This is a genomic window from Sphaerisporangium sp. NPDC049002 (assembly GCF_040649355.1).
In the GTDB taxonomy this organism is placed as follows: Bacteria; Actinomycetota; Actinomycetes; order Streptosporangiales; family Streptosporangiaceae; genus Sphaerisporangium.
Map to the genome: position 1 here is coordinate 1 of NZ_JBEZFH010000184.1, position 15491 is coordinate 15491.

Here is a 15491-nt window from a genome sequence, read left to right on the forward strand (position 1 = left end):
TCAAAACACACACCCCCTACGACCAAGCAACCGCCTGGTCACACCGACAGAACGATTTTGCCGCTTGACAGCCCAGCTCCAGGGATGTCTGACCCGACCCTCTATATGCTTCGACGACCAAGGCCGTGACGGTCTCTCCCGATGACCTTGACGGCCTCATCCCCCGGTGCCGGAAGAGAGCGAGCCGTGATGAGCGACGGAGGTCGGCGCGGGCATCGCCTTCTGGGGAGGGCCGCGATCGGGGTGCTCCTGGCGGCGGCGACCCTGGTGAACCACCTCGCGTGGCTCGGGTGGCACCGAGAAAGGGACGTCGGCCCGGACGGCGGCGTCAGCGGTCCCTACGAGGCGTGGCAGATAGCCGGGCTGGTCATCGTCCTTGCGATCCTCGCCGCTTTCGCCGGGTGGCGTGGCCATCCCGTCATCGGCACGCTCGTGATCGGGGGCGTCATGTGGGCGTCCTGGACCCTCGACGCCGCGACGTCAGACGACAGCGGCCCGTGGGCCGTGGGCGCGCTGTTGTTGTTCCCGGCCGCCTTCTGCGGAGTCGGCCTTGTCGCGTGGCTCGCGGCCTCGCTCAGGCGCCGAAGCACCGGCCGATGACCGGATGGGTCCCCGGCGCCGGGAGGCGTGACCGGCTGGGCGGTGGGGCGAGCGGCCTGCGGCTAGGGTGGCCGCGTGGCTGGGAATCTGACACGCGATGAGGCGCTGGAGCGCACGCGACTGCTGACGGTCGACTCCTACGAGGTCGAGCTCGACCTGACGACGGGTCCCGATCGGTTCAGATCCACCACCCTGGTGCGGTTCCGCTGCGCCGAGCCGGGGGCCGAGGTGTTCTGCGACCTGGTGGACGCCGAGGTGGGCGAGGTGGTCCTCAACGGGACCGCGATCGACCCCGGGCTGTACGACCCGGAGACCGGGCGGATCCCGCTGCCCCGCCTCGCCGGGGAGAACGAGCTGCGGGTGGCCGCCGACTGCGCGTACTCGCACACCGGGCAGGGGCTGCACCGCTTCACCGATCCCGTCGACGGCGAGGTCTACCTGCACAGCCAGTTCGCCACCGCCGACGCGCAGCGCGTGTTCGCCTGCTTCGACCAGCCCGATCTCAAGGCGACGTTCCAGTTCACCGTGGTCGCGCCGGTCGGCTGGGAGGTCGTATCCAACACGGCCGAGTCCGCGTGCGAGCCGCTCGGCGACGCGCGGCGCTGGCACTTTCCCCCGACGCCGCCGCTGCCGACCTACATCGGCGCGGTGGTCGCCGGGCCGTACCACGGGGTGGCGGGGGAGTACCTCGGGCCTGACGGGCAGCGCATCCCCATGCGGCTGTTCTGCCGGGCCTCGCTCGCCGGGCATCTGGACGCCGAGGCCATCTTCGACGTCACCCGGAGAGGCCTCGACTTCTACCAGCGGGCCTTCCGGCTGCCGTACCCGTTCGGCAAGTACGACCAGCTGTTCGTGCCCGAGACCAACTTCGGCGCGATGGAGAACCCCGGCTGCGTGACCTTCAAGGAGGAGTACGTCTTCCGGTCCAAGGTCACCGACGCCGTGTACGAGCGCAGGGCCAACACGATCCTGCACGAGATGGCGCACATGTGGTTCGGCGACCTGGTCACCATGCGGTGGTGGGACGACCTCTGGCTGAACGAGTCCTTCGCCACCTACGCCGCGACGCTCGCCCAGGTCTCCTCCACCCGCTGGACCGGGGCATGGGCGACCTTCGCCGACAGCTACAAGGCCCACGCCTGCCGGCAGGACCAGTTGCCGTCGACCCATCCGATCGCCGCCGACATCATCGACATCAGGGCCATGGAGGTGAACTTCGACGCGATCACGTACCAGAAGGGCGCCTCGGTGCTCAAGCAACTGGTAGCCGCGATCGGCTTCGACGACTTCATGGGGGGCCTGCGCCGGTACTTCCAGCGGCACGCCTGGGGCAGCACCACCCTCGCCGACCTGCTCAAGGCGCTGGAGGAGGAGTCCGGCCGCAGCCTCGCCGGCTGGTCGAGCGAGTGGCTAGAGACCGAGGGGCCGAACACGCTGCGCCCCGCGTTCGACCTCGACGCGGACGGACGGTTCACCTCGTTCGCCGTACTGCAGTCCGCGCCCGCCGCCCACCCGACGCTGCGCTCGCACCGCATCGCGATCGGGTTGTACGAGCGGGGGCCGACCGGCCTTGCGCGGCGGCGGCGCGTCGAGCTGGACATCGCGGGCGAGCGCACCGAGGTCGGCGAGCTCCTCGGTGAGACGCGGCCCGATCTGCTGCTGCTCAACGACGACGACCTGACCTACGCCAAGGTACGGCTCGACCCGCATTCGCTGCGCACCATGGTGTCCGCGATCGGGGAGATCGCCGATCCGCTGGCGCAGGCGGTGTGCTGGACGATCGCCTGGGACATGGTGCGCGACGCCGAGCTGCCCGCCCGCGACTACGTCTCGCTGGTGCTGTCCGGCGTGGGCTCGGTTCGCGTCGCCTCGATCGTGCGGACACTGCTGGAGCAGGCGCGTGTGGCGGCCCGGCAGCACACCGACCCGGCGGGGCGGGCGAGCTGCCTGCGCGCGCTCGCCGGCGGCCTGCTCGGCCTGGCCGAGGCCGCCGAGCCGGGCGGCGAGGGGCAACTGGCCTACGTGCAGGCGTTCGCCACGCTCGCCGGCGCCCCCGAGCACCTTGAGGTGGTGGCCGGGCACCTCGACGGGTCGGCCGAGCTGCCGGGGCTGGCGGTGGACACCGACCTGCGATGGGCGCTGCTGCGGCGGCTGGTCGTCCACGGCCGGGCAGGTCACGCCGAGATCGACGCCGAGCTGGGCAGGGACGCCACCGCGGGCGGCCAGCGCAGCGCCGCGGCCTGCCGGGCGGCGATCGGAACCCCGGAAGGCAAGGCCGAGGCGTGGCGGCGGATCGTCTCGGGCGAGCTGTCCACCGCGATCCTCGGCGCGACCCTCGACGGCTTCCGCGAGCCTGACCACGCCGAGCTGCTCGTGCCCTATGTCGACAGGTACTTCGCGGTCCTTGAGTCGGTCGTGGGCCGGTGGCCGAGCGAGTTCACCCAGGCGTTCGCGAGGGCGGCGTACCCGTCGAGGGTGGTGTCACAGGAGACCATCGCGCGCACCGACGACTACCTCGCGAGCGCCGAGCCGCCGGGCTGGCTGCGGCGGCTCGTACTGGAGGGCCGCGACGAACTGGCCCGCACGCTCCGCACCCAGGCGCGCGACGCCTTGTAGAGGTACCTCGGACGCTCCGCGGCCGGAGGTACCCAAGCTTTGTGACGGCCCGGTCGTGCTCAGCCCGCGGTTCGCCGCTCGGCCTCGCGCATGGCCTCCGCGACCAGGTGGTCCTGCCCGGTCCCGGCGAGCAGTCCCGTGGCGACGCCGTCGATGTCGGCGGAGCCGCGGTTCTGGCTGAGCTTCCACTTCGCCTCGATCCGCGTGATGACGACCTCCACGCCGACGATCGCGCGTAGCTGTCCCTTGATGAAGGCTTCGGGCGCGTCGTCCACCGACCACGGCTCCGGCCGGGCCGACTCGTGCTTGCCGGTGAGGCGCCTCACGAGCGACTCGGTCCAGTCGGGGTCGTCGTGGGTGACGAGCCTGCCGTAGACGTGCGCGGTGACGTAGTTCCAGGTCGGGACGACGCGCCCGTGCTCACGCTTGGCGGCGTACCACGACGGGGTGACGTACGCGTCGGGTCCCCGCACGATGACCAGGGCCTCGGCGTCCGAGCCGTGGCGCCACTGCTCGTTGTTCCTGGCCAGGTGCCCCAGCAGAGCGCCCTGCTCCCCGGCGGCCGGGTCGAACACGAACGGAAGCAAGGTCGCCATGATCCCGCGAGGGGTCCAGGTGATCAGATCCGAGGCTCCCGAGCGGTCGAGAAGCTCATGGACGGACGGGAGGTCGGGCGCGGAGAAGTGCTGGGGGACGTACATGATCACTCCGATCGGGCGACGCGGGAATCCCATGCTCTCGCATGCTTCCGCGTCACCGAGCGTGGCACGGGCCGCAGCGACCACCGCCTCACAGCGCGAGGAGCCGAAGGTGGCCATCGGTTCATGCTCGGCCCCCGCCCATCCGTGACCACGCCGGACGAGGCGCCGGACCCAGGTGCTGCCCGGCCGGTTCTACGCGTGGGTATCGGTGTCCCACAGATCGGTGCTGTGAGCGTCGACGAGGGCGCCGATGCGGGCCAGGACCTCGGAGGCGGGCAGGACGTCCAGGCGGCGCCCGTCACGCAGACGCACGGCGACCTGGTCGTCGGCGGCCTCCTTGGCGCCGATCACCGCCTGGTACGGCACGAGCCGGGCCGCCCGGACGCGGGCGCCCAGGGTGCCGTGCTCCGGCCCGGCGATCTCAGCGCGCAGTCCCCGGCCGGCGCACCGCTGGACGAGCCCGCCGGCCTGCGGCATCTCCGCCTCGGAGATCGGGAGGACCACCAGCTGGGTGGGGGCGAGCCAGGCGGGGAAGGCGCCGCCGTGCTGCTCGATGAGGTGCGCGACGGCCCTCTCCACGCTGCCGATGATGCTGCGGTGCACCATGACCGGCCGGTGTCTGGCGCCGTCCTGGCCGATGTAGTGCAGATCGAACCGCTCGGGCTGGTGGAAGTCGACCTGCACGGTGGACAGGGTGGCCTCGCGGCCGGCGCTGTCGGCGATCTGGACGTCGATCTTCGGGCCGTAGAACGCCGCCTCCCCTTCCGCGGCCTCGTAGGCGACACCGGAACGGTCGAGGACGTCGGTCAGCAGGGCGGTGGCCCGTTCCCACATGTCAGGGGCGGCGACGTACTTGCCCCCCGGCCCCGGCAGGGACAGCCGGTAGCGGGCCGGGCGGATGCCGAGAGCGCCGTACGCCCGGCGGATCAGCTCCAGCGCCGCCCGCGCCTCGTCGGCCACCTGGTCCAGGGTGCAGAAGATGTGCGCGTCATTGAGCTGGATCGCCCGTACGCGGGTCAGCCCGCCGAGCACCCCTGACAACTCCGCGCGGTACATGCCTCCCAGCTCGGCCATCCGCAGGGGCAGCTCCCGGTAGCTGTGAGAACGGGAGCGGTACATCAGCGCGTGGTGCGGGCACAGGCTCGGCCGCAGCACGACCTGCTCGCCGCCGAGATCCATCGGGGGGAACATGTCGTCGCTGTAGTGCGACCAGTGCCCGGAGATCTCGTACAGCTCCCGCTTGCCCAGAACGGGCGAGTACACATGCTGGTAGCCCGCCCGGCGCTCGGCGCCGCGGATGTACTCCTCAAGGGTGTGCCGTACGGTCGCACCGGCGGGCAACCAGTACGGCAGCCCAGCGCCGATCAGGGGGTCGGTGTCGAACAGACCCAGCTCGCGGCCGAGCTTGCGGTGATCGTGCATCGTGGTCTCCTCGCGGATGGTGAGGCGAGTGACCAGACGGCGAAGCCCCGGGGCACTCGCCCCGGGGCTTCGACTAAGTCATCTGTCAGCGCGCCGGGACACTCTCCGGCGTCGTCGTCACAGCAGCGCGCTTCATGCCCGCAACGCTAGCAGACACGTGGCGACCCCCACAGGTGTCGTCAACACGTCCCTCGGCCTCACCGCCGACCACCTGGTGAGCCCGAGTTGCCCGGCCCGTCGAGGCACGCCGGCAGGACCTGTGGCAGGGGAGCCTTCCGGACGGCGAAATTCCGCACTCAGGAAGATGCGGGCCGAGTCGGAGGCCGTCCACGATGATCCGCATGTCCACACTTAGGAAGTTGCGTGCCGAATTGGACGCTGTCGCCGATGCGGTGACGCGCCCGTTCGGCCTGCCTCGGATGGCGAGGCGGCCGGGGGGCCGGCCGTGGTCAGGCCTCCCGGCGAACCGAGGTGTGGACTACGGCCCGCACGCTTCGTGAGCGGCGGAACCCGCCCCTGCGCCATCAGAACGAGGAGGCCATATGAGCCTTGACGATATTCACCAGGTGAAAACGCAGGGTGCCATCGCAGCGAGCGGCGAGGCCGTACGCCCGATGGCGCCGGACAGAGGGGACCTGGTCGCCGGGGAGATCGACGGGAGACGAATCCGGCTTCCCGGCGAAGAATGCCTGCCGGAACTGCTCTGGGAGCACGTGCGGGCACAGCCGGACCGTACGGCGTGCGTCTACGGCGACGAGCGCCTCACCTACCGCGAGCTCGCTGAGCGCAGCGCGGACCTGGCCGCCCACCTGCGGCGTCTCGGCGTGGCCGTCGACGACTGCATCGGCGTGTTCGTCGAGCCGTCGATCGAGCTGATGACGGGCGTGTGGGGAATCCTGTGCTCCGGTGGCGCCTACCTGCCGCTCTCCCCCGATTATCCCGAGGAGCGGCTGCGCTACATCATCGAGGACTCCCGCACCGAGGTCATCCTCACCCAGCGGGGGCTCGTGGGGCGGCTGACGGAGCTGGCACCGCGGGGAACGCGGATAGTCGTCCTGGACGCGCCGGACGCGCTGTCGCCAGAATCGAGCGGCGCCCCCGGGGGTGGCAGCGGCATCGACCCCGGCGACGCGGCGTACGTCGTCTACACCTCCGGCAGCACGGGCAAGCCCAAAGGGGTGGTGATCGAGCACCGCGCCATCGTCCACCAGATGCGGTGGCTGAACACCGTCCACCGGATCGACCGGGACCGGGTCGTCCTGCAGAAGACCCCCATGAGCTTCGACGCGGCGCAGTGGGAGATCCTGGCCCCCGCCTGCGGCAGCACGGTCGTCATGGGCGGCCCCGGCGTCTACCGTGACCCCGAACGGCTCGTCGACACCGTCGTGGCCCACGGCGTGACCACGTTGCAGTGCGTCCCGACCCTGCTGCAGGCGCTGCTGGACACCGAGCGGCTGGGGGAGTGCACGTCGCTCACCCAGCTCTTCAGCGGTGGGGAGGCCCTTTCCCGGCCCCTCGCGCTGCGCTGCCTGGACGTGCTGCCCGGCTGTGAGCTGGTCAACCTGTACGGGCCGACCGAGTGCACCATCAACTCCTCCAGCTTCACCGTCGACCGGGACTCCGTCGCGGACGGCGGCCAGACGATCTCGATAGGCACGCCCGCGTACGACACCCAGTTCTACGTTCTCGACGGTGATCGGCGGCCGGTCGCCCCCGGCGAGGTCGGCGAGCTGTACATCGGCGGGGTCCAGCTCGCGCGGGGCTACCTGCACCGGCCCGACCTGACCGCGGAGAGGTTCGTCGACAACCCGTTCTACACGGATCGCGGGTCCTCCCGGCTCTACCGGACCGGTGACCTCGCCTACTGGAACGCCGACGGCACCCTGCAGTTCGTCGGCCGCGTCGACAACCAGGTGAAGCTGCGGGGTTTCCGGATCGAGCTGGACGAGATCAGGCTGGGCATCGAGGGCCACGACTGGGTGCGGAACGCGGCGGTCGTCGTCAAGGACGACCCCGTCACCGGCTTCCAGCACCTTGTCGCCTACGTCGAGCTGAATCCGAAGGAAGCGGCCCTGATGGACCAGGGCGACCACGGCACCCACCACCTGTCGAAGGAGAGCAGGCTCCAGGTGCTCGCGCAGTTGTCCGACGGGGGGTGCCGGGACGACGCGGAGACCAGGGGCAAGGCGGTGGCCGACCTCCCCGGCAGGACACCGACCGAGGAGCAGCGCGCGCGGGTCTTCGCCCGCAAGACCTACCGCTTCTTCGAGGGCGGCGAGGTCACGAAGGACGACATAGTCCGCCTGCTCGGAAGGAGCGGCGCGGGTGCCCGTCCGCGTGGCCTTTCCACGCTGGGCCTCGCCGAGCTCGGGGAGATCCTCCGATATTTCGGGCAGTTCTCCAGTGACGACCGGCTGCTGCCGAAGTACGGCTACGCCTCCCCCGGATCCCTCTACGCGACGCAGATGTACCTGGAGATCAACGGCCTCGACGGCGTGCGGCCCGGATTCCACTACTACCACCCCGTACGGCATCAGCTGATCCTGATCCGGGAGAAGCCGGCCGAGCCGGCCCCGCACCTGAAGATCCACTTCATGGGGAAGCGGCGGGCGATCGAGCCGATCTACAAGAAGAACGTCCGCGAGGTCCTCGAAATGGAGGCCGGCCACATGGTCGGCCTGTTCGAGGAGATCCTCCCCGACCACGGTCTCGACATCAGGGCCCTCGGCTACGCGCCCGAGACGAAGGAACAGCTTGAGTGCGCGGACGAGGACGACTATCTCGGCACGTTCGAGGCGGTGCCGTACGCCGGGCCGAGGCCCGCGGACTCGCTCGACGTCTACGTGCAGGCCCACCCCGGAAAGGTGGCGGGGCTGGCCGGGGGGCTCTACCGGTACGTGGACGGCGACCTGCGCGGGGTCTCCGACGACATGATCCTGAGAAAGCATGTCGTGGCCATCAACCAGCAGGTCTACCAGCGGTCCGCCTTCGGGATCGCGCTGGTCGGGAGACCGGGCCCGCACTGGCTCGGCTACCTCGACCTCGGCCGGAAGCTCCACCGCCTGCAGATGAACGACCTGGGCTTCGGCTTCATGCCCTCCGGTTATGGCTCCAGGACGGGCCACGACCTGCCGTCGGCGCGGCGGATGGAGAGCATCCTGCGCGCCTGCGGCGGAGAACCTGGCCCGTTCTACTTCGCCGTCGGCGGTCGCGTCAGCGACGAGCAGGTGCTGAGCACGGGGATGAAGGAGGACTCCGTCCACATGAGGGGTCCGACGGAGATGATCAGAGATGATCTGATCGGTTTCCTGCCGGACTACATGCTGCCGAACAGGGTCGTGATCCTCGACAGGCTGCCGCGCACGGCGAACGGGAAGATCGACTCTAGGGCGCTGGAAGCGTGGGACCTGGCCGACGCCGTCTCCTCCGACGAGCCTTTCGTCGCTCCCCGGACGAAGGACGAGGAACGCATCGCTCGCGTCTGGGGAAGGGTGCTGAAGCGGGAGAAGGTCTCGGTCCGGGACGACTTCTTCTTGTCCGGGGGAAACTCGCTGATCGCGATGGCGCTCGTCAGTAGAATCAACGACGAGTTCCAGTGTTCGCTCCCGATGCAGGTGGTGTTCACGTCTCCGACCGTGGAGAAACTCCTGATCGAGGTCGACGCCGACGGCGCGAGGCCTTCATCGCGTCTGGTCGGGCTGAAGACCGCAGGATCGAAGAATCCCATCTATTGTTGGCCCGGTCTGGGCGGCTATACCATGAACCTCAGGCCGCTGGCGGAAAAGACAGGCGTCGACCGGCCTTTCTATGGTGTGCAGGCCCACGGGATCAATGAAGACGAGGTTCCGTATTCCACCGTCCAAGAAATGGCCGCGGAGGATGTCAGGGCCATCAAGCGGCTCCAGCCTGAGGGGCCGTACATGCTCTGGGGGTACTCCTTCGGCGCGCGCGTCGCCTTCGAGGCGGCCCGGCAGCTCGAACAGATGGGTGAGCAGGTCGAGAGCCTCGTGCTCATCGCCCCAGGGTCGCCGCGGGTCCGGGCGGGCGACGAGCCCGGCGGCGGCGACGAACCCGTCTACACCAACCGTAAATACCTGACCATTCTCTTCTCGGTCTTCGCCGGAGGCATCGACGGGCCGCTGCTCGACGCCTGCCTGAAGGAGGTCGAGGACGAGGACGGATTCGTGTCGTTCGTCGGGGCGAATTTCGGGGGGCTCGACCCCGATCTGGTGCGAAGAATAGTCCGGACCGTACGCCGGACGTATCAGATGAAATATCACCCCGGGGATCCGGCGGAGCGGCGGATAAACGCTCCGATCACGATACTGAAAGCCAGGGGCGACGAACCGTCGTTCATCGAGAACGGCGACGGGCATTTCTCGGAACCGCCGGCCGTCGTCGATCTGGAAGCCGATCACTACAGCCTTCTCAAGGAGCCGGGCCTTGACGAGTTGCTGCGAACCGTACGTCACGCGCTGGGCGCGTGAATTTTCATCGACAACCCGTGTCGGCCGGAGGATGTTCCACCCGCCGAGGCGGACACCGAGGAGCGGAAGATGCCGCATGTGAATATCAAGTACTTTCCGCAGCCGTTGAGCGACGAGCAGGAGGCCGCGCTGGTCGCCGCGGTGAGCGGAGCCGTACGGGACGCCCTCGGATGCGACGAGGGCGTCATATCCATCGCTCTGGAACCGGTCGCGGCAGAAGAGTGGGACGGACTGGTCTACGGGCCGGAGATCGTCGGACGCAAGCACCTGCTGCGTAAGACGCCGAACTACTGATGACCGACGATCAAGCGCTGACGCCGCGCGGAGAAGGGCCGCCGGGGCTGCTGCGCCTCCTGGGGGAGGACCTGCGGACGATCGCCGAGCGCGATCCGTCCGTCCGTAGCCGGCGGGAGGCGTTGCTCCACCCGGTGCTTCCGGCGATGTGGCTGTACCGGGTAGCCCACCCGCTGTACCGGCGCGGCCGGCGGTTGCCGGCCCGGCTGCTGATGCTGCTCGCGCGCGGGATCACCGGGGTGGAGATCCACCCCGGCGCGGTGCTCGGGCGGAGGGTGTTCGTCGACCACGGCGCGGCCGTGGTGGTCGGGGAGACCGCCGTCGTGGGCGACGACGTGACCCTCTACCACCAGGTAACCCTGGGGGCGGTCGGCTGGTGGCGCGACAAACGGCGTGCCGCGGGGGAACGGCGGCACCCGGTGATCGGCGCCCGCGTGGTGCTGGGTGTCGGCGCGACCGTTCTCGGGCCCGTACACGTGGGAGACGACGCCGTCGTCGGGGCGCGTGCGCTCGTCCTCGGGGACGTGCCCGCCGGCGCGCGCGCCCTCGCCCCGCTGGGGGCCGTGTCCCCCCGCCGCACAACCCCGACGCCCGCCGCCGCCCCGCTCGCCGCCGCCCCCGATCCGCTCGCCCCCGCCGCCGACCCGCTCCCGAGTGGCATTTCGCTCCCCATCGCCGATCCGCTCGCCGCCCGAGCCCCCCTGTCCCGACCACCCGACGAAAGGAATGGATCGATGAATCCGGACAGCACGGTCCTGATAGTCGGTGCCACCGATGAGACCGTACGCAAGGCCAAGGAACTCGGCCTGAGCGTCCTGTTGCTCCAGCACCCCAGCAAGGTCAGCTCCGAGCAGGAGGAGCTCGCCGACGTCCTCCGCGTCGTGGACTACACCGACTGGGCGGCCGTCGAGCCCGTCGCCAGGGAGTTGCGGGAGGAGCCGGGGTTCCGCGTCGCGGTCTCCATCACCGAGCCCGGGCTGGAGAACGCGGGGCGGGTCAACGACCTGTTCGGGCTGGACGGCACCGGCTACGAGGTCACCAGGAGGCTGCGCGACAAGCTCGCCATGCGCCGGCACCTGGCGGAGCGCGATCCGTCCGCGGTGGCCGCCGCGCCGCTCCTGCGGCGCGAGGACCTGGACTCCTTCGGAGCCGCCCACGGCTACCCGTTCATCGTCAAGCCAACCGACGCGACCGCCGGCATCGGCGTCTTCCGGGTCGGCGGCCCCGAGGACGCCGAGCGGATCTGGACCACGGTCGAGGGCCTGCGCGGCACGCGGACCGACCGCGTCTCGACGATGTACCTGCTGCAGGACTTCCTCATGGAGGAGTACGTCGAGGGACCGGAGTTCAGCGTCGAGGCGTTCAGCTTCGCTGGCCGCCACGTCGTCGTGGCGATCACCGAGAAGTTCGTGCACGCCGATCGCTTCGCCGAGCTCGGCCACGCCATACCTGCCCGGCTGGAGGAACCGGCGCAGGAGGAGATCCGCGCGAGCCTGAGCCGCTTCCTGGACCTGATCGGGCTCCGGGACGGCGTCACGCACACCGAGCTGAGGATCGGCGAGCGCGGCCCGGTGATCATCGAGAGCCACAACCGCATCGCCGGCGACGCGATTCCGGAGCTGGTGCGCGGCGCCTACGGCGTCGACCTGACCGAGTACGCGCTGGGCTGGCCGTTCGGGCTGGTCGCCGAGCTGCCCGACCGGCCGGAGGCGCATGCCGGGGCGAGCGTACGGTTCCTGGTCAGCGGGCCCGGACGGGTCGAGTCGGTCGAGGGCGCCGAGAACGCCGCGGCGCAGGACGGCGTGCTGGCTGTGCGCATCACCGCCAAACCCGGGGACACGGTCCACGCCATACGCGACAACTGGGACCGGCTCGGCCTGGTCGCGGTCACCGCCTCCGACACGACCGCGGCGATCCGGCGCGGCGCTGAGGTCATCGACGAGACCATCCGGATCTGGGTGGCGGGCGAGGACGGGCGCGTCTGGCTCGCGAACGTGGCCGAGGCCGGATCACCGGCGGGGGTACGGGCATGAGCGTCCTCATCGTGCACCGCAGCCCCCTGGAGCCGTTCCCCTACCACCGCTGGCTGCGCGACTACGAGGGCCCGGTGGTGATCCTCGCCGCCCGCGACAGGTTCGAGCCGTTCGGCGAGCAGGTGCCGGTGGGGAACCTCGGCTACACGCACCTGGAGACCTTCGACGACGACGAACAGGTGGCCGAGCGGGTCGTACGGCTCGCCGCCGAGTACGGCACCACGCACCTGATCGGGGAGCACGAGGCCGACGTGCTGCGCGTAGCCACCCTGCGCGAGCGACTCGGGCTGCCCGGCCCCCGGGCCGCCGACGTGCTGCCGTTCCGCGACAAGGCCCTGATGAAGGAACACGCCGTACGGGCCGGCGTGGAGGTCGCGCCGCACACCGTGCCGCGCACCGAGGCGGACGTGCTGGCCTTCGCCGAAGTCCACGGGTTCCCCCTGGTGTTCAAGAACAGGACCAGCTTCAACTCCATCGGCCTGCGCATCCTGCGCGACCGGGACGCCCTGACGGACTTCCTCGCCGAGGCGTACGGTTCGCCGCGCGACGACCTGCTGCTGGAGGCGTACATCCCCGGCCGGATGTGCCATGTGGACGGGCTGGTGGTGAACGGCGAGACCGTGCTGGTCTGGCCGTCCCAGTACCAGTACGAGCTCGCCTCCTTCGGCAGCGATCCCGGTTCCCGGGTCGACCTGGCACTCGACCCGGACGACCCGCTCACCGACCGCCTCCTGGAGCTGACCGACCAGACGCTCGCGGCGCTGCGCCTGCCCGGTGGGCACCTGCGTGACCACGCCTTCCACGCGGAGATCTTCCACACGCCGGACGACCGGCTGGTGCTGTGCGAGATCGCCTGCCGGTCCGGCGGCGGGAAGATCCGCGAGGTCTTCCACACCCTGTTCGGGGTCAACCTCGCCGAGAACTCCATCCGTGCCCAGCTCGGCCTGTCGTTGCCCGACGTGGAGCAGGTCGTGCGTTCCGGGCGGCGGCCGAAGCCGGCGCGCATGGCCGGTCAGGTGCTGATGATGAAGCGGCCGGGACTGATCCACTCGCTGCCCGACGCCCCGCAGGAACCCTGGGTGGAGCACTTCTGGCTCTACGCCCGCACGGGCCAGGTGGTCCCGCCCGCCGCGGGCTCGGCCGACTTCCTGACCGTCGTCATCGCCTCGGCCCCCACGCGCGCGGAGTGCGAGCGCAGGTTGCGCTCGCTCGGCGCGCGGCTGGAGGAACAGGTGCGGGTCGTGGCGGTACCGTCGTGAGACGCCCGTCCACGCAGGTGCGTTACATGGCCGGCATGGTGATCGACGCCACCGGCAGCGGCATGTTCCTGCCCCTGTCCCTGCTGTTCTTCCACCACGTCACCGGGATGCCGATCGAACGGGTCGGCGTCATCATGACCGCGGCGGCGCTGCTCAGCCTGGTCAGCAACCCGGTCGCGGGCGTGCTCGTCGACCGGTTCGGCGCGCGGGCCGTCGTCGTGGGCGGCTACGTGGTGCGCGCCGTGGGATTCGCGACCTACCCGCTGGTGGAGTCGCCGGTGGCGATGTTCCTCGCGGTGGCGCTGGTGGCGCTCGGCGACGGCTCGTACCCGCCGTCGATCCAGTCGCTCGTCGCCGCGATCACGCAGGGCGCGGACCGCGACAAACTGCTCGCCGCTCAGCGCAGCCTGCGCAACGCCGGCCTCGGCGCGGGCGGCCTCATCGCCGGCGCCGCGCTCGGACTGGGCAGCGACGCCGCCTACCAGGGGATCGTCGTCGTCAGCGCGGTCGCGTTCGTCGCCGCCGCGCTGATCTTCCGTACGATCCCGGTCCCCCGTGTGAACGTCCGGACGGACACGAGCGCCCCCAGGAAGGGGGGATACCGGCTCATCCTGCGCGACCGCACGTTCCTGGTGCTGACGCTGCAGAACGTGCCGACCGCCTTCGGCTACATGGTGCTGTCGGTGGCGCTGCCCGTGTACGTCACCCAGGACCTGGGCGTGTCCGCGTCGCTGGTCGGCGTGCTGTACGCGGTCAACACCGTCGGCATCGCGCTGTTGCAGATCCCGGTGACGCGGCGGCTGATCCGGTACCGGCGCACCCGCACCGCCGCGTTCGGCGCCGCCATGTTCTCGGTGTCGTTCGTGGCGTTCGCCATTCTGGCCGGGGTCCCCGCGCAGGTGCAGCTGATCGGGGTCTTCGCCGCGACGGCGCTGTTCACGCTGGGGGAGATGCTGCACGGCGCGCCGCTGTCCGCGCTGGTGTCGAGCGCGGCTCCGGAGGAGACCCGCGGCAGGTACATGGCGGTCTACCAGTTCTCCTGGGCCATTCCGATCGCGCTGGCTCCGGCCGTGCTGACCACGCTGCTGAGCCTGTCGGTGACCTCCATGTGGCTCGTGCTCGCGGGAGGCGTCGCGTGCTCGGCCCTCACGTTGCTCCGCCTGGAACCCCGGCTTCCCGTCGAGGCCGTCCATCCGTACGTCCCGGCCGTGCCGGCGCCCCGGGAAGAGCCGGCCTTGGACGCGTCGGCCCGGGAGCCGGAAAATTCGATCGAAAGGTTGTCGTGAACTGATGGGCAGATCAAGTTGGCATGTCCTGCAGGGGGAGGACCCCGCGTACACGCTGCCGGAGGCCGCCGGCCAGTGTGGCTGGGTGAGCCAGTTACGGCCGCTGATCGTGGAGATGAGCCGGCCGGGTGACGTCGTGCTCGACCCGTTCGCCGGCTGGGGGACCACGCTGGTCGCGTGCGCGGTCGAGTCCCGGAAGGGAATCGGCCTGGAAGTCTCACCCGAGCGCGCGGAGCAGGCACGTCAGCGCCTGAAGGACTATCCGGGTCAGACGATGCTGTGCGCGGACGCCCGTACCCCGCCGTTGCCGGAGGAGTCGGTGGACTTCGTCCTGGCGGACCTGCCGTACTTCGGTACGAACCTGGACACGGACTCCACCGTGGACGGTCAGTTCTACGCGCTGCGGGACTACGAGCAGTACCTGAGCGCGATCGACGAGGCCTTCACCGCCGTGGCGAGGGTCATGCGCCCCGGCGCGCGGGCGGTGCTGGCCGTGCAGAACCGCCGGCTGGCGGGCGCGTTCGTGCCGCTGGCCTGGGACGTCGCCCGGGTGCTCGGCCGGCATCTGACCCTCGGGGACGAGCGGATCCACTGCTACGACCGGCCGGTCAGCGACGACGACCCGATGGTGACCAACCGCTCGCACGAGTACCTGCTGGTGGCCACGAAATAACGGCGTCACGCCGGGCGGTCGCCGGAGTCGCCGTCATCATTGGTTCGCTCGGCCCCTTTGCCGGGCGTACGCCGGACCTGCTCCTCACCGATGGGTCACGAACCTCACTCACAGCTCCAC

At 70.4% G+C, this 15491-nt stretch carries 9 protein-coding genes and 1 pseudogene; 8 read left to right on the plus strand and 2 right to left on the minus strand.

Annotated elements, in window-relative coordinates; translation table 11 throughout:
- The first annotated feature begins 189 nt into the window (after positions 1-189).
- Positions 190-600, plus strand: a complete 411-nt coding sequence (locus tag AB0B89_RS28100) for a hypothetical protein (RefSeq protein ID WP_358558838.1) — start codon at positions 190-192, stop codon at positions 598-600.
- A gap of 75 nt (positions 601-675) precedes the next feature.
- Positions 676-3216, plus strand: coding sequence for an aminopeptidase N (pepN, locus tag AB0B89_RS28105; protein WP_358558840.1), 2541 nt, complete (start codon positions 676-678; stop codon positions 3214-3216).
- A gap of 59 nt (positions 3217-3275) precedes the next feature.
- Here the strand turns inward: pepN and AB0B89_RS28110 are convergent, their stop codons facing one another.
- Positions 3276-4034 carry an FMN-binding negative transcriptional regulator gene (locus tag AB0B89_RS28110; protein ID WP_358558842.1) on the minus strand — a complete coding sequence of 253 codons (759 nt, stop codon included), beginning with the start codon at positions 4032-4034 and terminating at the stop codon, positions 3276-3278.
- 75 nt (positions 4035-4109) lie between these two features.
- Positions 4110-5387, minus strand: a pseudogene (gene thrS, locus AB0B89_RS28115) (threonine--tRNA ligase); the annotation flags it as partial.
- Positions 5388-5905: 518 nt separating this feature from the next.
- Here thrS and AB0B89_RS28120 point away from each other — a divergent pair.
- The 6 genes from AB0B89_RS28120 to AB0B89_RS28145 all read left to right on the plus strand — a co-directional run bounded on the left by AB0B89_RS28120 (position 5906) and on the right by AB0B89_RS28145 (position 15371).
- Positions 5906-9826, plus strand: a complete 3921-nt coding sequence (locus AB0B89_RS28120; RefSeq protein WP_358558844.1) for an amino acid adenylation domain-containing protein — start codon at positions 5906-5908, stop codon at positions 9824-9826.
- Positions 9827-9895: 69 nt separating this feature from the next.
- Positions 9896-10120: a tautomerase family protein gene (locus AB0B89_RS28125; RefSeq protein ID WP_358558846.1), complete on the plus strand. Its 225-nt coding sequence runs from the start codon at positions 9896-9898 to the stop codon at positions 10118-10120.
- Entirely contained in the window at positions 10120-12153 is a 2034-nt protein-coding gene (epsC, locus tag AB0B89_RS28130) for a serine O-acetyltransferase EpsC (RefSeq protein WP_358558848.1), read from the plus strand. Before AB0B89_RS28125 ends, epsC begins: the two co-directional genes overlap by 1 nt.
- Positions 12150-13412, plus strand: a complete 1263-nt coding sequence (locus AB0B89_RS28135; RefSeq protein WP_358558850.1) for a hypothetical protein — start codon at positions 12150-12152, stop codon at positions 13410-13412. The genes epsC and AB0B89_RS28135 overlap by 4 nt, the downstream gene beginning before the upstream one ends.
- A 26-nt stretch (positions 13413-13438) precedes the next feature.
- Positions 13439-14698, plus strand: a complete 1260-nt coding sequence (locus tag AB0B89_RS28140) for an MFS transporter (RefSeq protein WP_358558852.1) — start codon at positions 13439-13441, stop codon at positions 14696-14698.
- A gap of 4 nt (positions 14699-14702) precedes the next feature.
- Positions 14703-15371 (plus strand): DNA methyltransferase, encoded by a 669-nt coding sequence (locus AB0B89_RS28145; protein ID WP_358558854.1) that lies wholly within the window; start codon positions 14703-14705, stop codon positions 15369-15371.
- Positions 15372-15491 lie beyond the last annotated feature (120 nt).

Excerpts from the sequence above, each read along its gene's own strand:
- AB0B89_RS28100 (WP_358558838.1), top strand. The coding sequence starts at position 190 with ATGAGCGACGGAGGTCGGCGCGGGCATCGCCTTCTGGGGAGGGCCGCG.
- AB0B89_RS28110 (WP_358558842.1), bottom strand. The coding sequence starts at position 4,034 with ATGGCCACCTTCGGCTCCTCGCGCTGTGAGGCGGTGGTCGCTGCGGCC.
- AB0B89_RS28125 (WP_358558846.1), top strand. The coding sequence starts at position 9,896 with ATGCCGCATGTGAATATCAAGTACTTTCCGCAGCCGTTGAGCGACGAG.
- epsC (WP_358558848.1), top strand. The coding sequence starts at position 10,120 with ATGACCGACGATCAAGCGCTGACGCCGCGCGGAGAAGGGCCGCCGGGG.
- AB0B89_RS28135 (WP_358558850.1), top strand. The coding sequence starts at position 12,150 with ATGAGCGTCCTCATCGTGCACCGCAGCCCCCTGGAGCCGTTCCCCTAC.
- AB0B89_RS28140 (WP_358558852.1), top strand. The coding sequence starts at position 13,439 with ATGGCCGGCATGGTGATCGACGCCACCGGCAGCGGCATGTTCCTGCCC.
- AB0B89_RS28145 (WP_358558854.1), top strand. The coding sequence starts at position 14,703 with ATGGGCAGATCAAGTTGGCATGTCCTGCAGGGGGAGGACCCCGCGTAC.